We start from the raw sequence: 25279 nt of genomic DNA, 5'->3' as shown, positions 1-25279 counted from the left end.
TGGTTATGCCATCCAATTAATCTATATTAATGTATCACAATAATCACCCCAATTACTCATCATCCCTAGACTTCTTTAATTTTTCTCTTAATAAAGAGCAATAGTGTCCCTTGTCATCAAATCTAATCAAAGGCAACAAGAACAACCAGGTTGCAAGACAGAATGGTCCTGTTAGTGTCGGTATTCCAACAGGAGAGAGAAGAACATTCATAGCAGCCTGTATAAATACGGTCGCTATTATTCCTAACAGAGCCCATATTGCTGTACGTATATTAACTTTGTAGAATGTCATACCTAATGCCAGACCAGTAAGGACAGCACTAAAGCCATACAATCCTTCTGTTATACTTCCTCCTGAAGCTGAGAACAGAATAGCAATGAAGAGAGATACTGCTGAAGCTACGGCAGCCCATATTCCTGCCCACTTATTACTGATAAAGAGCCCAAGAAGGAATATTGCTCCTGTCACCCATGAATTAACCAAAAACACCTGTGAAATACCTTTCAACCAATACTCTATAAGTGAGAGAATGTCATATTTAATAAGTGGAGTTAAGGGTGATATACCTATTGAAGGGAGAGTATGTGGAGACAAGCCATCCATAGCCCTAGAGGCAAGTAAGAATATCCATGTAGTAAATACAAATGAGAAAGTAAAAGAGCTGACTTTGTATGGTGCAAGTATATTGTTGAATGCCCTGTATACCCAAGTAGACATCATAGCACACAATATCAGTGAAAGCCACATAAGAACAGAATCACCCATAAATGTTGGGAAAGCACATCCTACAAGTATACCATTAAATCCCCATAAGCCTTCTTCACCTTCATTGTCGGGCAAATCTAAAATAAATCCCGTAGAGGTCGAGACAATAAGCCCCAAAAGTGCTCCCCAAGCAACGAGTCCGTTACCTGTTTCATATGAGCCCCAAAATATACCAACAATAAACAGCAACCCACACCAAATATTGTTTTGAAACATTACCTGACTTGCTCCACGTAATAAAATCTTAATTAATTCCATATTCTAATATTTTTATCAAAGGGTACTCCTTAGAAAGAGATTTTCCTTAGACATCTACCTATATCACTAAACAAATATCACTGTTTAATTTCTTTTTCAGAAGAAAGTTAAACGGTATTTATTTATATCCTTAAACATCTCTTCGTAAAAAAAAGTTCATATATTTGTATAAATAGAAAAACAAAAATGGCTTATAATCCTAACAAAGAGTTGAAATTGTATTACTCTATCAAAGAGGTAGCACAGATGTTCGATGTCACAGAATCACTTCTGAGATATTGGGAAAAAGAGTTCCCTATTATCGCGCCCAAGAAAGTAGCAGGTAATGTAAGACAATACAAGAAAGAGGATATAGAGAACATAAGACTAGTATACCACCTTGTAAAAGAGAGAGGTATGACACTTCAAGGTGCCAGACAAAGATTGAAAGATAACAAAGAGACTATTGTAAACCAGACCGAAATAATAGACCGACTTACAGCTATAAAAGAGGAGTTGCTAAGTATGCGTAAAGCGTTAGATTATATTACCTGATTAGTTTTCCGGTTTATCATCAAAGTTCTCTATACGTGTTACTACTTTGACTTCTGAAATCTTAAACAGATTTGTAGACAGAACCTTCACATCACTCACATCATGAACTAAAAGTTGGACTCTTCCTTCAAAAATACCATCCTTACTCTCTATAGTAAGCTTATGGATATTTACATTTAGCTGTTGTGAAATAACCTGAGTGATCTTATTCAAAAGACCGATATGGTCTATTCCTTTTATGTATAGATTGACAGGAAAATATAGATCTTGATCAGACTCCCATTCTACTGCAAGAAGACGATTTCCAAAACTACTCTTCAGTTTGGTAGCAACAGGACACTGACGTTTGTGTATAACGACCTGGTTATTATCATCTATAAATCCTAACACATCATCTCCTGGGATAGGTTTGCAACAATCTGCTACAACATAATTCTTATTCTTATCATCGGTAGAGATATGCAACACCTTCTTAATATCAATATCCGAAGTCTGAGCAACAGGTTTTTCCTCATCCTCTTCCTTCTTCTGTGACTTATTACTACGGAAACCGAAAGTTATATACTTCTTCCACCCTTGCGAAGATGGTTTCTCAAGAACAACATTCTTATCACTCTCTCCAAGAACAATATCTTTTCTTGCAACGGCAGAATATAATTTCTCGACAGAATCAAGCATATGATATCTGCATAACTTCTTTATATTCTGAGATGAATACTCAAGATTCTCGCTTCTAAAGAAGTCGGCAACCTCTTCCTCACCTCTCTGCTGCAAAGTACGTTCTTCACGTTTAAGTATGGCAAGGATTTTAGCCTTTGCCTTTGCTGTAGTGGCAAAGTTTATCCATGAAGGTTGTACGAACTGTGACTTTGATGTTAATATCTCAACCTGATCACCACTCTGCAATTTATGACTTAGCGGCACAAGTTTATGATTAACCTTAGCTCCTATACAGTGACTTCCAAGGAAGGTATGAATAGAGAAGGCAAAATCCAATGCTGTACAGTTCTGAGGCATTGTCTTAATCTCACCTTTAGGAGTGAAGACAAAGATCTCGGATGCAAAAAGATTAAGTTTTATGGTATCAAGGAAGTCAATGGCATCTGGTTGAGGATCATCAAGGATCTCCTTAATTGTCTTAAGCCATTTTTCTAGTTCACCCTCATCTTCGCTACCACCACCCTCTTTGTACTTCCAATGAGCAGCAAAGCCTTGCTCTGCAACATCATTCATTCTTTCGCTTCTAATCTGAACCTCAATCCATTGTCCACGATTACTCATAAGTGTGACGTGAAGAGCCTGATATCCATTAGCCTTAGGATGAGTAATCCAGTCTCTTAATCTTTCAGGATGTGGTTTATATATTTTAGAGAGGGAAGCATATATGCTGAAACACTCGTTGATCTCATCATCAGGATATTTAGGAGTGAAAATAATTCTAACAGCAAGTATATCATAAATTTCATTGAAAGAGATATGCTTGGTCTGCATCTTATTCCATATAGAGTATGGAGATTTAACACGTGCCAGAATCTGATATCTCAGTCCCATCTTATCCAGCTGCGCCTTTATTGGTGAAGTAAACTCTTCGAAGACAGCTACACGAGCCATTTGAGTATTCTCAAGTTTCTTCTGTATCTGAAGATACTCCTCAGGATGTTCATACTTGAAACTCAAGTCCTCAAGCTCTGTCTTAATTTTATTAAGTCCAAGTCTGTTTGCTAAAGGGGCATAAATATAAAGAGTCTCGCCTGCTATCTTAAACTGTTTTGTAGGAAGCATTGAACCAAGAGTCCTCATATTGTGAAGTCTATCCGCTATCTTTATAAGTATGACGCGTATGTCATCACTCATTGTGAGAAGCAGCTTCTTAAAGTTCTCAGCTTGAGCAGATGCCCTATCTCCAAATATACCGCCAGATATCTTTGTAAGGCCATCTACAATCTGTGCTATCTTAGGATTGAAAAGGTTTTCAATATCCTCAACAGTATAGTCTGTATCTTCTACTACATCGTGCAATAATGCTGCACAAATTGATGTAGAACCCAGTCCTATATCCTCACATACTATTCTTGCTACAGCAATAGGATGCATTATATATGGTTCACCTGATCTACGTTTTACTCCTTTATGAGCTTCACGGGCGAAATTAAAGGCTTTAGTTATTATCTCAACTTTCTTACGGTGTTTTGTCGCAAGATAAGAATCCAGAAGTTCTTTAAACGCCTGGTCTATCATTTCATCATCTGTCTGTTGTAATAACTTACTATCCTCCATAATATAAATCTTTCCTTAACAAGTGTTATTGCAAAAATAATTAAAAATCAATTGTATCCAATGATTACCTATTTTTATATCGATAAAATAGATATAACAAAAATACTATCTGATCTTTAAAGTCTTACCAGCTGTAATTTTAGAACCTCTGATATGGTTGAGCTTTTTCAGCTTACTTACTGATACTCCATATTTATCTGCAATAGTTCCAAGAGTCTCTCCTCTTCTCACTTTATGGCGTACTTTAGCCTTTCTTGAACTGCTGTGAGTAGTTTTAGTTTCACTCTTATCTACTTCTACCTCTCTTCTCTTTGTAAAGAGTTCATCAGATTTATAGTCGAATATTGTCTTTTCATTATTAACAAACAGAGCAACATTTTGGGAAGGCAAACTAAGGCTACAAGCAAAACTATTTCCAGGGATTAAATCTTTTTTATACTGAGGGTTCAGCACTCTAAGCTCCTCAATATCCACTTTACAAACCTCTGCAACTTGGCTAAAATGCAAGTCCCTATTTATTTGTATAGTATCTGTTGTCTCAGGAAGTTCATTAGTCATCGGGCATATTCCATGCTCGCAGTAATATGTCATTATATAGTTTGCTGCAATGAATGCAGGTACATATCCTCTTGTCTCTTTTGGCAGAAATCTGCATATTTTCCAATAGTCTTTCACACCACCAGCTCTCTGGATAGCCTTGTTAACTGTTCCCGGTCCGCTATTGTAAGCAGCCAGAACAAGATTCCAGTCACTATAGATATCATATAAATCCTTGAGGTAGTTTACAGCGGCCCATGTAGATTTAATCGGGTCTCTTCTCTCATCTATGAGGCTGTTGTGCTTCAATCCATATTTCTTTCCTGTAGTCAACATAAACTGCCATAGTCCTGTGGCGCCCTGTCTTGATACAGCCAATGGATCGAGTGCAGACTCTATAACAGGCAGATATTTAAGTTCTATAGGAAGGTTATATAGATCTAGTGCTTTTTCAAAAGTAGGAACATATAGGTTGCTTGCTCCCAGCATGAACGATACTTTTGTTCTTAGAGAATTGGCATATCTAGTGATATATTTTTTCACCTCTTCATTGAAAGGCATCTCTATTACAGTAGGTATGCGTGAAAGGCGATCTATGATCAAAGAATCGGCTACAACAGGGCTCTTATTAGTACTCATGCAGTCGTTTTCGAAAGATATCAGATTCTTCTTAAGCCATATATTATATTGACTCTCGATATTCGAGCGCATACTCTCAGGCATTTCAGTATCGTAGTCCTCACCAGTCTCGTTTGTGTTTACATCTTTTACCTGTGCATTTACTTGTAATAAGGTAAAGCTTAATAAAATAACAAATAACTTTCTTCTCATAAATCTAAAAATTAATACTGCACTGTAATCCTACAGCGCCAAATTTATAACCTTTCTGACTGTCAATATAAGCAGGAGAAACCTTCATACCTATATCTTTTGAAATATCAAAGTCGGATAGCTCAGCATCTACATATGCGTCAATTACAGAAAGTAAGTATACACCTATAAAGGCAAAAATACTTAAATCGCGTTGTTTTCTATAAAGGTCTTTTCTCTTTCTGAAAATCTCCTTAAATCTCTCTTCCTGTCCTGAAATTGAAGTTCCAGGAGGAAGGAAGTCCTCATAGCTTTTCGTATTAGGATCATCATCCATAATATCAAGGAATGCCTGTGAATAATCTTTATACATATTATTATTCCAGTTCAAAGCATAGGCACATCCCATAAAACCGCCATAAAAAAGAGGAAGCTTCCAATATTTCCTGTTATAGAACTGTCCTCCACCCGGTATAACCAGAGCCATCCATACAGCCTTTCTAGAATCAGGAATAAATTTTATTTTAGGTGACTTCTCTACCTTTTGTATAGAATCATTTTTCCTAACTAATGAAGCTGTATCGACTGGTGTAGTAAGCTTTCTAAGACCTTCACGATTTATCTGCGAGATAGTGTCAGTAGCTACACTAGTAGTATCAGCTTTTATTTGCAATCTTCTCTGCCTTGCTTTCTGAGAATATGCATTCATACAACTCAATCCTGTGAACAGGATTAGAAGGACGACAATATATTTATTTCTATTCAACTTCAATATTACTGCTTATTATCATTTGAACGAAGTGAATCGAATAGCTCCATAATCCTCTCAAGATCCTCTTCGTTTTTAAATGGGATGCTTATCTTTCCCTTACCTTTTGAAGTACATGACAACTGAACTTTCGATCCGAAGAAGTTTGACAACTGCTTCTTCAGCAGGAGAAACTCTTCAGACAAAGATGCATCCTTCGGTTTTATTTTTTTATTACCCATATCGGCCATCTCGCCGTGAGTGAGTGATTTTACTATTTCCTCTACCTTGCGTACAGAATAACCTTGAGATAAAATTTCATTGAATATTCTTATCTGAGTTTTTGGCTCATCAAGAGAAATAAGAGCTCTTGCATGTCCCATGTCAATCTCTTTATTCTTAAGTGCTACCTGTATTAATGCAGGGAGTTTCAAAAGTCTCAGATAGTTTGCTATAGTAGTTCTCTTCTTACCAATTCTCTCACTTAATCTCTCCTGTGTAAGTTCATATTGCTCTATAAGATGTTGATATGCCAGCGCAATCTCTAATGAATTAAGATCTTCACGCTGTATATTCTCAATAAGAGCCATCTCCATTACATTCTCATCATCGGCTGTCCTGATATAAGCAGGAATAGTCTTGAGTCCTGCCTGTATAGAGGCGCGATAACGTCTTTCTCCAGCGATAATCTGGTAAGAGTCATCATCAATCTTCCTTAACGTAATAGGCTGTATAATTCCTATTTCCAATATAGAGTCTGCAAGTTCCTGAAGTGCAACTGCATCAAACTCCCTTCTTGGCTGATTAGGATTTACAGAGATCTTTGATAATTCTATTTCATTTATAGAAGATGATCCAGAAGTTCTAATCTCTTCTGTTGAAATAAGTGCATCAAGGCCACGTCCTAAAGCGAATTTCTTTTGTACTGCCATTCTTTACTTATTTATTATGTGTTATTATTTCTTTTGCTAATGAAAGATAATTCTTCGCTCCGGTAGACTCAGCGTCATAAAGAATTACAGGAATACCATGGCTAGGAGACTCACTGAGCTTAACATTACGTTGGATGACCGTCTTGAAAACAAGTTCTTGGAAATGTCTCTTAACCTCATCATAAATCTGATTTGCAAGTCTCAATCTTGAGTCGAACATTGTCAATAGGAATCCCTCTATTTCAAGAGAAGGATTAAGCTTTGACTTAATTATCTTTATTGTGTTAAGCAACTTACTGATACCCTCGAGAGCAAAATATTCACATTGCACAGGGATTATTACTGAGTCGGCTGCTGTAAGTGAATTGATTGTTATCAAACCCAATGAAGGTGAACAGTCTATTAGTATATAGTCATATTCATTCTTTATTGATGACAGTAGGTTCTTCATTATCTTTTCCCTATTCTCGAAGTTGAGCATTTCTATCTCTGCGCCAACAAGGTCAATATGAGAAGAGACAATATCAAGTCCGTCAATATCTGTAGTATAGATTGCCTCATGAATGTCAACCTGATTGATAAGACATTCGTATATTGAGGACTCAACCTCTTTAATATTGACTCCTAAACCTGAAGATGCATTTGCCTGAGGATCTGCATCAATAACTAAGACTTTTTTTTCTAATGTAGCAAGAGAAGCCGCCAAATTAATAGTGGTAGTTGTCTTTCCCACTCCACCTTTCTGGTTGGCTAAAGCAATAATCTTTCCCATTTTAATCAATTTTTCAGATTGCTAAATAACTAATAATAAATTATTTTCTTTATTAATTATTCAAGCCTTTCGCGAAACTGTTGATAACTCAAAGGTTTTGTTAATAACTTAAACCGTCACAAAGATAATTATTTCTCAACAATAGACTTAATGGTTGTATAACATTAAGATAATTTTCAATAACGAAAGGTTAAAAATGGATATAAGGTTGTATCTTTACTTTTGAAAACGAATAACTTAATATGAATAACAGACCGTTAATACTACTCTCGAATGATGATGGCGTTACCGCCAAGGGAATTAATGAACTTATTAAAGCTTTAAATGGATTAGGAGAAATTATTGTAATGGCACCGGACGGTCCACGCTCGGGTGCTTCAAGTGCAATCACCTCAGAAAGTCCTGTAAAGTTTGTGAAAGTCAAGAAAGATAAGGATATAACCATATACAAATGTTCCGGCACACCTGTTGACTGCATAAAACTAGCCTTGCATGCTGTAGTTCCTCGTACTCCTGACGTTATTATTGGTGGAATAAACCATGGTGATAACTCATCTGTAAATGTGCACTACTCGGGCACTATGGGAATAGTTATAGAGGGATGTCTCAAAGGAATTCCATCTATAGGTTTCTCTCTATGCAACCACAGCTTTGATGCTGACTTCTCTCCAACCCTTCCATATATCAGAAAGATTACTGAGAACGTAATCAAACATAAGCTTCCTCAAGGTATATGCCTGAATGTAAACTTCCCTGATGTAGCTGAATATAAAGGGGTAAAAGTGTGCCAGCAGACAAAAGGGTCATGGGAAAATGAGTGGAAGACATGTGTACACCCAAGAGGAGGAGAGTATTTCTGGCTGACTGGTAATTACAAAAACCATGAACCGGAAAACGAGGAATCTGACCACTGGGCTTTAGATAACGGATATGTAGCAATAACTCCTACTCAGATAGATGTTACTGCATATCACTATATAAACAAACTGAAAAGCTGGGATTATACAATATGAAGTATTACCTGATTGTGGGAGAAGCTTCCGGAGATCTGCATGCATCTAACTTGATGCGTGAGCTCAAGAAACAGGATGAAAATGCAGAGTTCAGATTCTTTGGTGGCGATCTGATGAAATCTGTAGGAGGCATTTGCGTAAAGCACTATAAGGAGATGGCCTACATGGGGTTCATCCCGGTGCTGTTGCACCTGCGCACTATATTCAGGAATATGGACATGTGTAAAATGGATATAGTATCGTGGAATCCTGACGTGGTTATTCTTGTAGATTATCCCGGATTCAACCTTAAGATTGCCTCTTTTGTAAAAGAGCACACTAAGATACCGGTATATTACTATATATCACCTAAGATTTGGGCATGGAAGGAGTATAGAATAAAAGATATAAAGAAGAATATAGACTATATGCTCTCTATACTTCCTTTTGAGATAGAGTTCTACAAAAAGCACAATTATGAGATAGAGTATGTAGGCAACCCATGCATGGATTCTGTACTTGACTTTAAGAGTAAAAACAACGATGGATTCGACTCTTTTTGCAAAGAGAACGGGCTAAGCGAGAAACCTGTCATAGCTCTTCTTGCAGGAAGTCGCAGACAAGAGATAAAAGACAATCTACCAATGATGATTGAGTCGATGAAAGAGTTCTCAAAAGATTATCAGATAGTTCTTGCAGGTGCTCCGGGCATTGACAAAGAGTATTATTCGAACTACATTGATGGTGACGTAAAGATTCTTTTCGGAAAGACATACGACATCCTGAACTTCGCAAAGATAGCACTCGTGACATCAGGCACAGCAACACTGGAGACAGCATTATTCAGAGTTCCACAGGTTGTGTGTTACTATACTCCTATGGGAAAACTACTATCATTACTGAAACGTCACATCCTTAAGGTAAAATATGTCTCTTTAGTAAACCTTATAGCAGGAAAAGAGGTAGTGAAAGAGTTGGTAGCCGACAGCATGACTATAGACAACATCAATAAAGAAGCAAAATCAATACTTTACGATGTGAATTACAAAGAGAATATGCTATCTGAGTACGACAAGATAATTGATATACTTGGAAAAGAGAGCGCCTCGGGAAAGGCTGCTAAAGCTATAATAAATAAATTATCTGATCAGCATTAAAACATGCTGATCAGATAAAGATATACTACTGCTGCAGGGATTGCAAACAGAGCGCTGTCAAACCTGTCAAGCATACCGCCATGTCCAGGTAATATATTTCCTGAGTCTTTTATACCAAGATGTCTCTTAAGAAGTGATTCAGATAAATCACCCAAAGTACCGAATACCACTACTGTAAGACCTAAGCCAAGCCATGCAAGCATTGACATGAATGGAAAGAAGTAGTAGAGTACCAAAGCAGCAACGAGTGATAACAATCCTCCACCTATTGAGCCCTCCCAGGATTTCTTTGGAGAGATACGTTCAAATAGTCTGTGCTTACCAAACAGGGTTCCGGTACAATAAGCACCGGTATCATTTATCCAACTGAATATAAATATTGACAGAGGTAGTATAGGATTATATTCAGACAACTGAGACTCTCCTGAATTATGGAAAGAGAGAACATTCAACAGGGCAAAAGGCAATGCTATATAAACCTGTGAGAGAACAGAATATGCCCAATTGTTGATAGGATTCTTTCTCTTAAGATACAACTCACTTATAAGCAAATATAAGATAAATAATATATAAGGGATGAAAACAGCAGTCTGAGTGGTATCAATGCCCTGATAGAAGAAAGCAAAGAATAGATACATAGCACCAAGCATACATATCCTGTTATTCACCTTAACATCGTCCTCTTTATTGACAAGATTACAGAACTCATTTACTGACAATGCACTTATCAACACGAATAGTGCCCCAAAAGAAATTGGGTTCATCAAAGTAAATCCAATAAGAACAGATACAAATATTATACCTGTGATAGACCTCTTTACAAAATTACTTTTCATAGTAATTAAAAATATAAGAAAATCCATTCTACACTACATTTAGCAATTATAGTATAGAATGGATGAATATTACAATTAAACTTGAGTAGTCTCAGTTTTATCCTGACTCTCTACATCAGAAACAACTTCATCAGAATCAATACTCTCCTCCTCTACAGAAGCAAGCTGTTCCTCTTTTTTACCGTTATTCCTATTTTCGTCAGCCATAATCTCTTCTGAACGCGAAGTCCATGGCCTCTTTCCGAATATAGCCTCAACATCTTCGGCAAAGATAACCTCTTTTTCAACAAGCAGATCAGCCAGTTTTCTATGTCCATCCTCATGTTCGGAAAGAATTTGCTTAGCTCTTTCGTACTCACTGCCTATCATAGACTTTACCTCTTCATCAATTAGTTCGGCAGTCTTGTTACTGTATGGCTTATTAAATGAATATTCTTCATTGTTATAGTAGCATAGATTTGGCAATTTATCACTCATACCTGCATAAGCAATCATACCGTATGACTGTTTTGTAACTCTCTCAAGGTCATTCATCGCACCGGTTGATATATGTCCAGTGAACAACTCCTCAGCAGCACGTCCTCCAAGTGTAGCACACATCTCATCAAGCATCTGCTCTTTAGTAGTGATCTGACGCTCTTCAGGAAGATACCATGCAGCTCCAAGAGAGCCTCCTCTTGGTACTATAGTAACTTTGATAAGTGGGTTAGCATGTTCAAGGAACCAAGAAAGAGTAGCATGACCAGCCTCATGGATAGCAATAGTTCTCTTCTCGCCCTGAGTCATGATCTTTGATTTCTTCTCAAGACCACCAATTATTCTGTCGACAGCATCAAGGAAATCCTGTTTCTCTACTGACTTTTTACCATGACGAGCAGCAATAAGAGCAGCCTCATTACAAACATTTGCAATGTCTGCACCGCTAAATCCAGGAGTCTGACGAGCAAGTAACTCGACATCAACATTTGAGTCAAGTTTTATAGGACGAAGATGAACTCCAAACACCTCTATTCTCTCGTTCAAATCAGGCAAATCAACATGAATCTGTCTGTCGAAACGTCCAGCTCTAAGAAGAGCCTTATCCAATATGTCTACACGGTTTGTAGCCGCAAGTATTATCACACCACTGTTTGTGCCGAATCCATCCATCTCGGTAAGCAACTGATTAAGAGTATTTTCTCTCTCATCATTACCACCCATGCTCGGATTTTTACCACGAGCACGACCCACAGCATCAATCTCATCAATGAAGATAATGCATGGAGCTTTTTCTTTTGCTTGACGGAAAAGGTCACGCACACGAGATGCACCCACACCAACGAACATCTCAACAAAGTCTGAACCTGAGAGTGAGAAGAAAGGCACATCAGCTTCACCAGCTACAGCTTTAGCCAATAGAGTCTTACCTGTTCCCGGAGGGCCTACAAGTAGAGCTCCCTTTGGAATCTTACCACCAAGTTCTGTATATTTCTGAGGCTGTTTAAGGAATTCTACAATCTCTTCAACTTCCTGTTTAGCGCCAGCCTGTCCTGCTACATCTTTGAAAGTAACGCGAGTACCATTACCCTTTTCATATACTGTAGCACGGCTCTTACCGACATTGAAAGGATTTGCACCTCCAGAGTTTCCTCCACCTCCACCAATCTTTCTAATTAAGAATATCCATATTGCGATGAGAAATATGAATGGTGCTATGTTCCAGAATATTGCTCCGAAATAGTCATTTTTCTTATCATAAACAATAGTTCCTGAGAAGTGTCCCTCCTCCTGAGCCTTATCTAGGAATTTCTCCAAGGACTCCTGAGAGCCTACAACTACAGTCATCACAGGATTGCGTCCTACCTTTGTGTAGTCCTTCTTAAAGACTGTCTTAACAAACTGCGGCTTGATATATACCTCAACAGATTTGTCATCATATGATACAACTTTATTGACATATCCCTTGTTCACTATATCCTTGAATTCAGTATATGTCAACTGCTTACTGTAATTTCCCTCTTGTCCGGAGAACCACAACACACCAAGTGTTACAGCAATAATTATATAAAGCCAAGTTAAGTTGAATCGTGGCATGTTTACTTTCGGTTTATTAGTATTTTTTGAATCGCCCATCTTTCTTATGTTAAATATTAATCCAAATCTGGAATATTGGTAAGCTTAGCATCTGCCCACAAATGTTCCAAGTTATAAAACTCTCTTGTATAAGGAAGAAAAATATGTACTATTGCTTCACAGTAGTCCATCGCTATCCACTCAGAATTCTCTATTCCTGAAACAGCTATAGGTTTTTCTGCAATTTGTTCTCTCACATAATCCTTAACAGAATCAGCTATTGAAGCAACTTGTGTAGGAGAATTTCCCTGACAGATTATAAAATAACTGCAAATCGTATTGTCAGTATCCCTCAAGTCTGCAACTACTATTCCTTTACCTTTTTTTTCCTGTATACCCTCTATTATTTTTTCAACTAATATGTTCTTTTTCTTCATTATAGAAATAAAAATTATCTGAGATATTTATACAAATAACAAAGTACAAATATACTTGGTTTTATTTGTCTTACGAAAAATTGTGTATAAATATATTCACATTTCACTATTTTTAGTTAGTTAATCAAAATGCATTAACATATATATTAACCAATTAAGTGCCCAACCAAGCAGTCTTAGGCAACTTATGAAAGAAAAAAGATGTAGTTTTTTTTGCAGGTTTTAAAAAAAGAGATATCTTTGCACCGTCAAATTCCAAAGGGGGAATTTGACAACATAAGTTTGGGCTATGGTGTAATGGTAACACAACAGATTCTGGTCCTGTTATTCTTGGTTCGAATCCGAGTAGCCCAACAAAAAGTTCTTCAGTTTTTACTGAGGAACTTTTTTTATTGCACATAACCAAACGCTATTTCACCAAGTGAAACTAGACACAATCACGGTTGATAAACACTTTCATCACTACTTCTTCTTCGGACGGCGACGACAACTTATCAGTCGGCGACGCCAAATCATCAGACGACAGCGGCAACATATCGGACGGAGACGGCAAATCACAATTTTTTCTAAGCTTTTTAATTATTAATCCATGAATCTCAATTAATATTCTCTCGATCAATATCACCTTATTGTTGAAAATACAATTACAGCACCACTATTTTTTGGTATAAATATCATTTTTTATCATAAAAAAGGGTCATTTTTACACTTTTTTCAACTATATCATTTATAACATTTTAGCTTGCGCAATATTATATTGATAATAATTAATATATTTACAGTCTTAAATCTAATATTCAATATTAAAAAATGAGAAAGTTTGTATTATCAATGGCATTTCTTGCCATATGTACCTTTGTAACTGCTCAGAATTTCACACCAATGATGCCAAAAGGACCATCAAAGGATAACTATTCTAAGTTGTTTGCTGATGTGAACTATGTTGGAGACAACATTGAAAGCCACAACATGGACATTTACCTTCCCAAAAGTGCAAACGGAAAGAGTAAAGTAATTATTCTTATCTATGGAAGCGCTTGGTTCGCCAACAATGCTAAAATGGCTCCTGTAACCACAATAGGCATTCCTCTGCTTGATGCAGGTTTTGCTGTAGCTACAATAAACCATCGTTCCAGCCCTGAGGCTCCTTGGCCTGCTCAGATTCAAGATGTAAAAGCCGCGATACGATTCATCCGTGCTGAGGCTGATAAATATGGACTCGACAACTCTTTCATCGGTATCACTGGATTCTCTTCGGGAGGGCACCTCTCTACATTTGCCGGAACCACAAACGGAGTTAAGACTCTTACATCTGGCAATGTCACAGTTGATATTGAAGGAAACTTAGGAAAATATACCTCAACATCAAGCAATGTTGATGCAGTAGTTGATTGGTTCGGTCCTGTTGACATGCTTCGTTTTGCTAATGGATGTACAACGCCAAATGATGACAAATCTCCTGAGGCTATGCTCATCGGTAAAAAAGATCCACGTGCTGAACTTGACTGGGACCGTGTTGTGAGCCCTCTTTACTATGTAGATAAAGCAGATCCAGAGATTTTAATCTTCCACGGAGATAAAGATAATGTAGTACCATGCTGCCAGAGTATAAACCTAAAAGAGGCATATGATAAAGCTGGAGTTAAAGCTGAATTAGTGTTAGTCGAAGGTGGTGGACATGGTCCTGTATGCTTCAGTGAACCATATTACAAGAAGATGGTAGAATATTTCAAAAAGATTAGTGAAGGAGTTAAAGAACCTTCATATACACTTAAGTCTGGTGATGTAGTCATGACAATAGACCAGAGCAACGGTGCTAAAGTGACATCTCTTAAATTGGTAGATAAAGAACTTTTAGCTCAACATGTACCTGCCAAAGGTTGGCAAAACAATGTAAACGACTATGGTTCTACATTCTGGCCTAGCCCACAGACAGATTGGAACTGGCCTCCTATCAAGACTTACGACAATGCACCATATAGCGTAAAAGCCGGTGAGAACTGCGTTACCATGACAAGTGGTAAGGATGATAAATACCCTTATATATTCATTAAGGAGTTTAAGTCGGAAGGTAATGGTGCTTTTGCCATAAAATATACTATAAAGAACGCAAGTGATAAGGCCGTGAGTGTGGCTCCATGGGAGATAACAAGAGTACCGGGAGCCGGTGTGATATTCTTTGACGCACCATCTATCCGTCCTGAAAATGTGCTTCCTTCAGAGAAAAAAAACGGACTGACATGGTTACCATTCTCAGAGGATAAGAAAGAGAACCGCAAGATTTTCGCCGATGCTGAAGGTTGGCTGGCTTTTTCTAACGATGGGATGCTATTCGTTAAGCAATTTGACAACATAACAACAGAAAAGGCTGCTCCTAAAGAGGATGAAGTAGAGATTTACGTCAACCGTGGTACTACATATATTGAAATAGAAAACCAGGGAGCTTATGAGAAGATAGAACCGGGAAAAGAGATCAGCTGGACAGTACGTTGGATATTAAAGCCAATAGATAAATCAGCTAATCAATCACTTTTGAAATCTACTGTAAAAAAATATCTTAAATAATATTTATGAGAAGACTTATTTTAACCGCTGCAGTTATTACAGCTGCTATTATGCCTTGCAAAGCTACTGACACTAAAGGCGATGCAAAGGAATTTACCATTACATCAAATCCTATCATCCGCAACAGGCACACATCCGACCCTGCTCCTTTGGTAGTAGGCAACCGTCTCTACCTTTACACAGGACATGACCAGTGCTATGAAGATAAACCGGGATTCGAAGGTAAGTATGGATACAATCTTACTGAATGGCTGCTCTATTCAACAGAGGACATGGTACATTGGAAAGATCATGGGGTAATTATGAAACCTACCGATTTCAAATATGCCATTGGTGAAGCCTGGGCTTCACAAGTTATTGAATATAAGGGTAAATACTATTTCTTCACATCAATGCAGTCAGGAAAACCTGATAGCACTAAGGTGATAGGTGTTGCTGTAAGCGATAGCCCTGAAGGTCCATTTGTTGACCATATAGGCAAACCTCTTGTAACAGATGCCATGACAGATAATGGCGCTCGTGGATGGTGGAATGATATTGACCCAACAGTACTTATCGATGACGATGGATCGGCATGGATGAGCTGGGGCAACGGAACATGCTTCCTTGCAAAGCTTACTCCCGACCTGAAAGGTATTGACGGAAAGATTCGTGTTCTCAATATGAAGAACTATGTAGAGGGACCTTGGCTGCACAAGAGAAATGACATCTACTACCTTACCTATGCATCTATGGGTAGAGGTGGCGAATGCATAGAATATGCTACTGCAACATCTCTCGATGGAGAATGGACAAGCCGCGGACCTCTTACAGGACCTGCTAAAGACAGCTTTACCATACATCCGGGAATCGCCGAATTCAAAAACAATTGGTACCTATTCTATCATAATGGTACGCTTGCCATTGACGGATACTCAGGTGGAGGTGGAAGACGCAGTGTATGCGTGGATAAGCTAAACTATAATGAAGATGGAACAATGAAGTTTGTCTCTCTTACATCACAAGGTGTAGCCCCTGCAACTCCTCAGCATAACTCTTTCGGTGGAATGCCTATCTCTCAGCTTAAGTATAATGCCGACCCATCTCCCGTAGTATTTAACGATACCATCTTCCTATATACATCTCATGATGAAGATGACGCAGATAATAATGAGTTCAAGATGCTCAACTGGATATTGTACACCACTACCGATATGGTGAACTTCACTGAACATGGTGTAGTAGCTTCTCTTGATGCATTCAAATGGTGTAAACGTGATAATGGAGCATGGGCTCAACAGGTTGTAAAACGTAATGGCAAATACTATATGTACTGCCCTCTTCATGGTAACGGAATAGGTGTACTTGTCTCCGACTCTCCTTACGGACCATTTGTTGATCCTATAGGTAAGCCTTTAGTTTGGCAGAAGGAGCATTGGGAAGATATAGACCCGACAATACTTATTGATGATGACGGTCAGGCATATATGAGCTGGGGTAATCCTAACCTATATTGCGTGAAACTTAATAAAGATATGATAAGCACTGACGGTGAGATTATGAAACTTAAAGCACCTGCTCACTATCAGGAGGGACCTTGGGCATTCAAGAAAGATGGCAAATACTATCTGGCTTATGCTTCAACATGCTGTCCTGAGGGATTAGGCTATGCAACCGCTCCCGATCCTATGGGACCTTGGACTTTCAAGGGATATATTATGACACCGACAGAGCGTGACCGTGGTAACCATCCAGGCGTAATTGACTACAAAGGAAAGAGTTACATATTCGGACAGAACTACGACCTATTGACTCTTGACTATAACACTGCAGGTGAGAAATTCAAACATCACGAAAGACGTTCTGTTTCTGTTGCTGAGATGAAATATGATGCTAATGGAAATATCGAGGAGGTACCTTACTGGCTTGAGACAAAAATGACTCCAATAGAGAGTTTCAACCCATACAACACTATCAAGGCCAGCACTATGGCTTGGGGATATAGAATGGTTTCACGTCAGGATGATAAAGGTATATATGTATGTGGTATTGACGATGCCGACTTCATAAACCTTAAGCAGGTAGATTTCGGAAAGGGTGCATCACGTTTTACTGCTACAGTATCTGATGTTATCAATGGAAGTTCTATAGAGATTCGTCTTGATTCAAAGGATGGTCCATTAGTTGGAACTCTGAATCTTAAAGCCGGAGCTAAAGAAAAGGCACAGAAATGTAAGATCAAGGGTGCCGAAGGTGTACACGATCTATTCTTTGTATTCCATGGCCCTAAGGTAAACGAGACCTTCAAGGCTACTGAAGAGAATGGATGTTTCAAGTTCAGAAATTGGAAATTTGATAAATAATAAATCTATGAGAAGAAAATATATACTTACCCCTGTCGCACTGCTATTCTCTCTGACTATAGCAGCGCAACAGTCAAATATCAATCTGAGCCATAATCCTCAGAAAGATACAGAGGGACTTATTCCATTCAGTGCCAGCTTGAACTCTCCTCAGGTAAACGATGACCAGACTGTAATATTCCGTCTCAAAGCTCCTAAGGCAGAGTCGGTAGCACTCTCTTCGGGTGCAATAACTACTGTTCTTGGATTAAAAGGTACTGTTCCCTTTACTAAAGGTGATGATGGAATATGGACACTAAAATTAGGCCCTCTACCTGTGGATATGTACCAATATAATCTGGCAGTAGATGGGGTAAGCATGGCTGATCCCAATAATACATATGCCTCATTTACTGCCATGCCACCTTATAGCGAGCTGATTATTCATGGCGATAAACCTACTTGGTACGACGCACAGAATGTACCACATGGTGCTGTGACTAGACATGTATATCATAGTGATGTTACAGGTGGAGAGCGTGAGATGTATGTATATACTCCTCCATTCTTTGATTCAAATAAAAAATATCCTGTACTTTATCTTATGGGTGGAAGTGGTGAACTACCATCTAACTGGATTTATGACGGACGTGTGAATTTCATTATGGACAACCTTTTAGCAGAGGGAAAAGTAAAACCAATGATTATTGCAATAGTAAACAATCAGGTCGTACACCGTAACCATCCACGTCACGCTGAGCTCAGCTTCGATATAATGGAGAGAGAGTACCGCGAGGTTATTATACCATTTATTGATAAGAATTATAAGACAATAGCAAACCCTAAGGGACGTGCTATTTCTGGACTATCAATGGGAGGGCGTCACACCATATTTGTAGGCCTCAACAGCACTGACTTGTTCAGCAACTTTGGAATACTTAGTGCCGGTGACAATAATTGCGAGAAGACAATAGGCAAGTTTTTAAATGACCCTAAAGCAAACGATAAAGTAGATGTGCTATTTATCGGACAAGGTGGTGGTGAAGAGTCCGGATTCTTCAATGCTAGAGTAAAAGGTCTGCGTGATGCTCTGGATAGCCGTAAGATAGACTATAAATATCTGTCAGTAGGCAAAACAGGACACGACTGGTCAACATGGCGTAACCTGTTATATCAAGGATTCCTTCCTATGCTTTGGAAATGATAATGAGATATTTATAAAAAACATCGAGCCACATGGCCCGATGTTTTTTTGTTTCCTTTATTCCCTATATTGTATTCTCAATATAAATGACCATTACCTACTACAGAGGTATTAAGATTTCCGGGCTTTATCATCAGAACTGGAGGTAAAGAGTTGAATAGCGATGTATGATTTTCTAGTATATAATCGCATGTCGTTGCGCTCATAAGCAATAACCCTTCATTATTATGCATCTTCAAATCTTCGATATCATTTACTTTTATAAGGTTAACCCTATCAGGATGATTTAGTTTGAGGAAGTTCAAGCGAGTATTGTATTTAAATGACTCTGTATTCCAATAATATATATTTATCTTATTACTTCCCACTTGCATAAGGTTTGAAATAAAGAGGAAGAAGAAGTTATCCAACTCGCCATTTATAAATATAGCAGGAACACTCCCTCCGCTCATATGTGAGTGATTGATAAGCACACCAACAGTAGAGTCTACTTTATCAATAATACTATCCACCTTATTTTTGAAAAGGCTGAATATAGCAGGAATTTTGTTCTCCTCTATATTCATAAAGCTTGGACCGGTACCTATTAACACCATGGCAGGCTTCTCCGAATTAATCTTATCTAGTATATCACCTACTATATTATCTGTTACTCCATAAACATTCTCTACATCTATATTTATACGCTTAGAATAGTTGTTTATCGGATTAAAACTACTGTTCATGAATTCAGTGGCATTGGTCGGATTTATATCTGTACCTTTTGTATAGTGTATGGCTGCAATATAGTTATCTTTAAGCCCCTTTCCAAAGAGTGTCGAATAGACCCACAACAATTTTGTGCCGGATTTCGGGTTCCCAAAAAAGATGAAGAGCTTTCTCTTCTTTGAAGCAACACCTTTTGGTCTGAAACGCCACTCTACGAAATCAAGGATAGGCGTAGTCATAAATGTTGTTACAAGCGCCATGATTACCAATATCACAAATATTGAAGGAGGAAGAACACCAAGCTCGTATCCTATATTAAGCGCAACAAGTTCCATAAGTCCACGAGTATTCATTAATGTACCGATTATGAGACTGTCTTTCCAACTCTCTCCGACAAGTCTTGCAGCTATACTGCAACCTCCAATCTTTCCGACTACAGCAACAAGTATCAGTAAAAGACAGACTAATAACAACTCCGGTGTATTTATAAGGCCTATCTCTGTACGCAAGCCTGTGAAAGCAAAAAACAATGGCAGGAAGAATACTAATGCAACATCTTCAACCTTTTCCATCATAACCTTCCTAAATCCGAAATTCGAAGGCATTACAACTCCTGCAATGAAGGCTCCAAACAGAGCATGAATACCTAATATCTCAGTTGTAGCAGAAGAAATTATCAGTACCAGGAAGATAAAGCCAACGAATGTCTTATTTATCAACTCCTTGTTGGAATATAGATATCCAAGTTTCTTAAGAAATGGCCTTACTGCTATAAACATCACAAAGATGTATATCAAAGTAAATATTATAGTATAGATAGCTCCACCAAATGTTCCTGCCTTGGTTATAGCAATAACTACCGCAAGCAGACACCATGCTGTCACATCATCGTTTGCAGCTGAAGCTATGGTAAGAATACCTATATGGCTCTTGGCCATATTCCTCTCCTGAATAATACGCGCCAATACTGGAAAAGCCGTTATACTCATTGATATACCAATGAAGAGTGCAAAAGGCAAGAAGTCAGAACTATCTGATGCATACTCCTCATAAATCCAGAAAGAGGCTATTATACCTAGTAGGAATGGGACTAAGATACCTGCATGACTAATAACAAGGGTCTGATTAATTTTATTTTTCAATACCCTGAAGTCAACCTCCATACCAATTACAAACATAAAGAGCACAAGTCCTATCTGACTTATAATCTCAAGATTCTTAAGGGATGATGGCTGAAAAAGAAACTGAAAAAAATCAGGGAAAAGAATTCCACATACAGATGGGCCTAAAACTATTCCGGCTACAATCTCACCTATCACACTTGGCTGTTTCAGTTTCTTGAAGATATATCCAAAGATTCTCACCATAAAAAGCACAACTATTATCTGAAGAAGAAGAAGTGCGAAAGGGTGATTTAAGTTATCTTTCAACACATCAATAAAAAGTTGATAGGAACTTTTTGTGCTTGTTAGAACAGTAGACGAAGAGAAGATTTGCTCACCTAAAGAGATGGAAAAATATATTCCACCACCTAGAATAAGCAGCATCATTAAATAGACAAAGAGATGTTTTTGTATTTTGCCCATAACATAAAGTTCTTCGTGCAAGAATATACAAAAATAGATATTTTTTAATTTGAATCTATCATTTTTACATTGTTTGTAGTGTGATATTGCTGAATAAAAAATTAATAAAGAGAGAGACAAACAGAGTATATATTCTTTTTTAGTAAATTTGCATCTCAACAAACTTTACTTATATGAAGCAGATAAAGATAAGAGCTCCAAGAACAGTTGATACTACTATTATACTGCCTGCATCTAAGAGCATAAGCAACAGAGCATTAATAATTAATGCTCTCTCCCAATCATCATCATATCCTGATAATTTATCGGAGTGTGACGACACTAGGGTGATGGTTAAGGCTTTGATGAGTAAAGAGGGCGAAGAGATTGATATTATGGCTGCTGGAACAGCTATGCGTTTTCTTACTGCTTATCTATCTGTATTACCAGGTAGCGATAGGATTATCACTGGATCGGAAAGGATGAAGAAGCGTCCGATAAAGATTCTTGTAGAAGCATTAAGGAAATTAGGTGCAGAGATAAGTTATGTAAATGAAGAGGGATTTCCACCATTGAGGATAAAGGGAAAGGTGCTTATCGGAGGGTCTATCGACATACCGGGAAGCGTAAGCTCGCAATATATATCGGCATTAATGATGATTGGTGCGACCCTTACAGATGGACTCGAGATAAAGCTTACAGGTGATATTATATCACGTCCTTATATCAATCTCACGATGGAACTTATGAAACAGTTCGGTGCTACTGCATTTTGGAAAGATGAGGCTACAATAAAGATTGAAAAGTCACAGTACAAATCTATGCCATTCTATATTGAGAATGACTGGAGCGCTGCTTCATACTGGTATCAGATTGCTGCTCTCTCACAGAGTGCAAAGGTGGTACTACCTATGCTCTTTGCAGATAGTTTACAGGGAGATAGCAAGGTGGCAGATATATTCGATATGTTAGGCGTAAAGACAGAGTATGGAAAAGATTATGTTACTATAGCGAAAAAGAGTGATGTAATTACTGAATTTAACTATGACTTCGTCAATCAGCCTGATCTTGCTCAGACTTTTGTTGTAACATGTTCGCTGTTGAACATTCCTTTCCGATTTACAGGTCTTCAGAGTCTGAAGATTAAAGAGACAGATAGAATTGAAGCGTTGAAGAAAGAGATGATAAAGCTCGGATATGTAATACACGACACCGAAGACTCTATTCTATGGTGGAATGGAGAACGCGTTGAACCTTCATACCAAGCCATCGACACATACGAGGACCACAGAATGGCTATGGCATTTGCCCCGGCTGCTCTTTTTATCGATAAGATAACTATAAACAACCCTGAAGTGGTATCAAAATCATACCCAAGATACTTTGAAGATTTAAAAAAAGCAGGATTTATTGTTGAAGAGGTAGAATAGAAAGGCAAATAAGATATGTGGATATTGATTATTTCATTTTTCGTTGTCTTCATCATAGCTATGATAGTTGGATGGGCAAGGAATATAAAGATTAAGAGACAGATTGAAAAAGGGGAAATTGAAAAAGCCCCTGAAATCATTACTGTTGATTCAGAATGTTGCGGTCAGCATGAGGTCTGCGAAAAAGAGAGCCTTCTGGCTGCTGTAAGTAAAAATATTGAGTACTACGATGATGAGGAACTGGATCGTTTCAAGAGTTATCCTTCTGACAAATATAGCAGTGATGAGATTGATGAGTTCAGGGAAATTATGTATACTTGCAAAGAAGATGAGGTTGCCGGATGGGCAAGAAGTCTTCAGCTAAGAGGTATTGAAATACCTGATGAACTTAAAGATGAACTTTTCCTGATTGTTGGTGAGAGAAGAATTTAACAGAGAGGATAGTAATGGATTTAATTGAACTTCTTCAATATGCATTTTTCCGCAATGCACTGCTCGGAAGCCTTTTTGCAAGTATTGCATGTGGTATCATGGGAACATATATTGTTACCAAACGCCTTGTTTTTATCAGTGGCGGAATCACTCATGCATCATTTGGAGGAATAGGTATAGGTCTATTCTTTGGCATATCACCCATCATATCAGCTGCAATATTTTCTATATTATCAGCTTTAGGAATAGAGTGGCTCAGTAAAAGAAATGATGTTAGAGAAGACTCAGCAATTGCAGTCTTCTGGACTTTCGGAATGGCTATAGGTATAATATTCAGCTTCCTTGCACCTGGCTTTACACCTGATCTCTCAGCATTCCTCTTTGGAAATATACTTACTATAACAACAGGAGACATTATATTCCTTGCTGTCATCTCAGCCATTGTAACAATATTCTTTATAATGTTCTTCCACCCTATAGTATATATCTCTTTTGACAGGGAATTTGCTCGTTCACAGCGCATGCCAGTAGTCTTCTTTGAGTATCTTATGATGGTTTTCATTGCTCTGACTATTGTGGCTTGTCTTCGCATGATAGGTATCGTTCTTGCAATATCCCTGCTTACACTACCACAGATAACAGCCAACATATTCACACATAGCTATAAGAATATGATATGGCTCTCTATAGCTATAGGCTACATAGGTTGTCTTGGGGGACTACTAATGTCTTATACACTTCAAGTACCTTCGGGTGCTTCAATAATATTCTTCTCAATACTGATTTATGTAATTTGCAAATTAGGGAAGAACATATATACAGTTAAATCAAGGAATTAAATAGAAACAATATGGAAATAAAAATTAATTCACTGGATAACATCCATGAGACTGCAAAAGAGTTTATTTCTGCTATGGGCGACAATACAGTCTTCGCCTTTTATGGAAAAATGGGAGCAGGAAAAACAACATTTATAAAAGCTGTCTGTGAAGAGTTAGGTGTTACTGATGTAATCAACTCACCTACATTTGCAATAGTAAATGAATACCGCTCAGATGAGAATGGTGAACTGATATACCACTTCGACTTTTACAGAATAAAGAAACTAGACGAGGTTTACGATATGGGATATGAAGATTACTTCTACAGTGGAGCTCTTTGCTTTATTGAATGGCCTGAACTAGTAGAAGAACTTCTACCTGGAGATGCTGTCAAGGTATATATTGATGAGAATGAAGACGGAAGCCGCTCTATAAAATTTGAAGCTTAATTGATTTGCCATGACAATGCACTATATTTTGCAAGCAGTTTTTGTAATCGTTGGATGCTTATCACTGCTGGCAGCAATATTCAACTGGGACTGGTTCTTCAACTCTCATAACTCAGAGTTTATCGTTAAGAACGCAGGAAGAAAAAAAGCGAGATGGTTTTATGCCCTCATCGGCTTATTAATGATTGCCACAGGGGTCTTTTTCTTTCTCTCTGTGAATGGTATTGCAAAATAGTCATTATATATAGATTAAAAAAAGGATGAATCAATGATTCATCCTCTTTTTTATAGTTTAATAATCACTACCATGTAAAATGGTAATTAAGATTATGATTTAATCCACTTGACCAATAGAATTACCATACTCCATCTCTCCCTGTACCACAAAGAGAACATCTTCAGGAGCATATGGTCCCATCTCATCTTTCTTTGCCTCTTTAACTATGTAATCAACAATCTCATCCTGGTCTATGCTAATATATCCCTCTTTATCAGGTTCAGCATCGAGACAACCACTTGTTGTGTAATAGTCGACAATCACATCGAGCATGTAATACAGGTCATCGTCTGTGAACTTGTCTTTTAGCTCTTGAGGGAGGTAGGCTTTGATAAACTCAATAGTCTTTTCATCATCCTCGTCTTCTAGTAGGAAATCGTCTTCTTGTCCCATAGATTA

General features: G+C 37.9%; 22 protein-coding genes and 1 tRNA gene. 12 read left to right on the top strand and 11 right to left on the bottom strand.

What is annotated here, in order from left to right; translation table 11 throughout:
* Positions 1–52: 52 nt before the first annotated feature.
* Positions 53–1024 (bottom strand): urea transporter, encoded by a 972-nt coding sequence (yut, locus tag JCM15092_RS15570; protein ID WP_051532526.1) that lies wholly within the window; start codon positions 1022–1024, stop codon positions 53–55.
* A gap of 186 nt (positions 1025–1210) precedes the next feature.
* On the opposite strand from yut, the gene JCM15092_RS08800 reads away from it, so the two are divergent.
* On the top strand, positions 1211–1558 hold the full coding sequence (locus tag JCM15092_RS08800) for a MerR family transcriptional regulator (protein WP_024994343.1): 348 nt from the start codon (positions 1211–1213) through the stop codon (positions 1556–1558).
* Here the strand turns inward: JCM15092_RS08800 and JCM15092_RS08795 are convergent, their stop codons facing one another.
* The 5 genes from JCM15092_RS08795 to JCM15092_RS08775 form a co-directional block, all read right to left on the bottom strand.
* Positions 1559–3835: a RelA/SpoT family protein gene (locus tag JCM15092_RS08795; RefSeq protein ID WP_024994342.1), complete on the bottom strand. Its 2277-nt coding sequence runs from the start codon at positions 3833–3835 to the stop codon at positions 1559–1561.
* A gap of 105 nt (positions 3836–3940) precedes the next feature.
* A complete protein-coding gene (locus JCM15092_RS08790; protein ID WP_024994341.1) occupies positions 3941–5203 on the bottom strand; it encodes a lytic transglycosylase domain-containing protein in 1263 nt (420 codons plus the stop codon).
* A gap of 4 nt (positions 5204–5207) precedes the next feature.
* A complete protein-coding gene (locus JCM15092_RS08785; protein WP_439645906.1) occupies positions 5208–5948 on the bottom strand; it encodes a DUF5683 domain-containing protein in 741 nt (246 codons plus the stop codon).
* 8 nt (positions 5949–5956) lie between these two features.
* Positions 5957–6862 carry a ParB/RepB/Spo0J family partition protein gene (locus JCM15092_RS08780; protein WP_024994339.1) on the bottom strand — a complete coding sequence of 302 codons (906 nt, stop codon included), beginning with the start codon at positions 6860–6862 and terminating at the stop codon, positions 5957–5959.
* A gap of 7 nt (positions 6863–6869) precedes the next feature.
* A complete protein-coding gene (locus JCM15092_RS08775) occupies positions 6870–7634 on the bottom strand; it encodes a ParA family protein (protein WP_024994338.1) in 765 nt (254 codons plus the stop codon).
* Between the two features lie 242 nt (positions 7635–7876).
* On the opposite strand from JCM15092_RS08775, the gene surE reads away from it, so the two are divergent.
* Both surE and lpxB read left to right on the top strand, forming a co-directional pair.
* Positions 7877–8647 carry a 5'/3'-nucleotidase SurE gene (surE, locus tag JCM15092_RS08770; protein WP_024994337.1) on the top strand — a complete coding sequence of 257 codons (771 nt, stop codon included), beginning with the start codon at positions 7877–7879 and terminating at the stop codon, positions 8645–8647.
* A complete protein-coding gene (gene lpxB / locus JCM15092_RS08765) occupies positions 8644–9783 on the top strand; it encodes a lipid-A-disaccharide synthase (RefSeq protein WP_024994336.1) in 1140 nt (379 codons plus the stop codon). Before surE ends, lpxB begins: the two co-directional genes overlap by 4 nt.
* Here the strand turns inward: lpxB and JCM15092_RS08760 are convergent.
* The 3 genes from JCM15092_RS08760 to rsfS form a co-directional block, all read right to left on the bottom strand.
* Complete coding sequence (locus JCM15092_RS08760) at positions 9780–10619, bottom strand: phosphatidate cytidylyltransferase (protein WP_024994335.1); 840 nt, start codon at positions 10617–10619, stop codon at positions 9780–9782. The genes lpxB and JCM15092_RS08760 overlap by 4 nt on opposite strands.
* Positions 10620–10694: 75 nt before the next feature.
* The gene (gene ftsH, locus JCM15092_RS08755; RefSeq protein ID WP_439645905.1) at positions 10695–12731 is read right to left on the bottom strand and encodes an ATP-dependent zinc metalloprotease FtsH; all 2037 of its coding nucleotides are present in this window, start codon (positions 12729–12731) and stop codon (positions 10695–10697) included.
* Positions 12732–12748: 17 nt separating this feature from the next.
* Positions 12749–13108 (bottom strand): ribosome silencing factor, encoded by a 360-nt coding sequence (rsfS, locus tag JCM15092_RS08750; protein ID WP_024994333.1) that lies wholly within the window; start codon positions 13106–13108, stop codon positions 12749–12751.
* A gap of 283 nt (positions 13109–13391) precedes the next feature.
* Here rsfS and JCM15092_RS08745 point away from each other — a divergent pair.
* The 4 genes from JCM15092_RS08745 to JCM15092_RS08730 all read left to right on the top strand — a co-directional run bounded on the left by JCM15092_RS08745 (position 13392) and on the right by JCM15092_RS08730 (position 19198).
* Positions 13392–13462 (top strand) — tRNA-Gln (locus tag JCM15092_RS08745).
* Between the two features lie 456 nt (positions 13463–13918).
* A complete protein-coding gene (locus tag JCM15092_RS16870) occupies positions 13919–15673 on the top strand; it encodes an alpha/beta hydrolase fold domain-containing protein (RefSeq protein WP_024994332.1) in 1755 nt (584 codons plus the stop codon).
* A 5-nt stretch (positions 15674–15678) separates the two neighbouring features.
* Positions 15679–18015 carry a family 43 glycosylhydrolase gene (locus JCM15092_RS18020; RefSeq protein ID WP_084488509.1) on the top strand — a complete coding sequence of 779 codons (2337 nt, stop codon included), beginning with the start codon at positions 15679–15681 and terminating at the stop codon, positions 18013–18015.
* A 7-nt stretch (positions 18016–18022) separates the two neighbouring features.
* Positions 18023–19198 carry an esterase gene (locus JCM15092_RS08730; protein WP_024994330.1) on the top strand — a complete coding sequence of 392 codons (1176 nt, stop codon included), beginning with the start codon at positions 18023–18025 and terminating at the stop codon, positions 19196–19198.
* Between the two features lie 77 nt (positions 19199–19275).
* Here the strand turns inward: JCM15092_RS08730 and JCM15092_RS08725 are convergent, their stop codons facing one another.
* Positions 19276–21492, bottom strand: coding sequence for a cation:proton antiporter (locus JCM15092_RS08725; protein ID WP_024994329.1), 2217 nt, complete (start codon positions 21490–21492; stop codon positions 19276–19278).
* A gap of 173 nt (positions 21493–21665) precedes the next feature.
* On the opposite strand from JCM15092_RS08725, the gene JCM15092_RS08720 reads away from it, so the two are divergent.
* The 5 genes from JCM15092_RS08720 to JCM15092_RS08700 are packed head-to-tail and all read left to right on the top strand — an operon-like array spanning position 21666 to position 24838.
* On the top strand, positions 21666–22901 hold the full coding sequence (locus JCM15092_RS08720; RefSeq protein WP_024994328.1) for a 3-phosphoshikimate 1-carboxyvinyltransferase: 1236 nt from the start codon (positions 21666–21668) through the stop codon (positions 22899–22901).
* A gap of 15 nt (positions 22902–22916) precedes the next feature.
* Entirely contained in the window at positions 22917–23333 is a 417-nt protein-coding gene (locus tag JCM15092_RS08715; protein WP_024994327.1) for a hypothetical protein, read from the top strand.
* 14 nt (positions 23334–23347) lie between these two features.
* On the top strand, positions 23348–24172 hold the full coding sequence (locus tag JCM15092_RS08710; RefSeq protein WP_024994326.1) for a metal ABC transporter permease: 825 nt from the start codon (positions 23348–23350) through the stop codon (positions 24170–24172).
* Between the two features lie 11 nt (positions 24173–24183).
* Positions 24184–24603 carry a tRNA (adenosine(37)-N6)-threonylcarbamoyltransferase complex ATPase subunit type 1 TsaE gene (gene tsaE, locus JCM15092_RS08705; RefSeq protein ID WP_024994325.1) on the top strand — a complete coding sequence of 140 codons (420 nt, stop codon included), beginning with the start codon at positions 24184–24186 and terminating at the stop codon, positions 24601–24603.
* A gap of 10 nt (positions 24604–24613) precedes the next feature.
* Positions 24614–24838 carry an immunity 17 family protein gene (locus JCM15092_RS08700; protein WP_024994324.1) on the top strand — a complete coding sequence of 75 codons (225 nt, stop codon included), beginning with the start codon at positions 24614–24616 and terminating at the stop codon, positions 24836–24838.
* 99 nt (positions 24839–24937) lie between these two features.
* On the opposite strand, the gene JCM15092_RS08695 is transcribed toward JCM15092_RS08700, so the two are convergent.
* Positions 24938–25273, bottom strand: coding sequence for a hypothetical protein (locus JCM15092_RS08695; RefSeq protein ID WP_024994323.1), 336 nt, complete (start codon positions 25271–25273; stop codon positions 24938–24940).
* Positions 25274–25279: the final 6 nt, after the last annotated feature.

This window comes from Phocaeicola paurosaccharolyticus JCM 15092, from assembly GCF_000613805.1.
Lineage (GTDB): Bacteria > Bacteroidota > Bacteroidia > Bacteroidales > Bacteroidaceae > Phocaeicola > Phocaeicola paurosaccharolyticus.
Note: the sequence above shows the minus strand (reverse complement) of the source record. Positions and strands in the feature narration are given on the sequence as shown.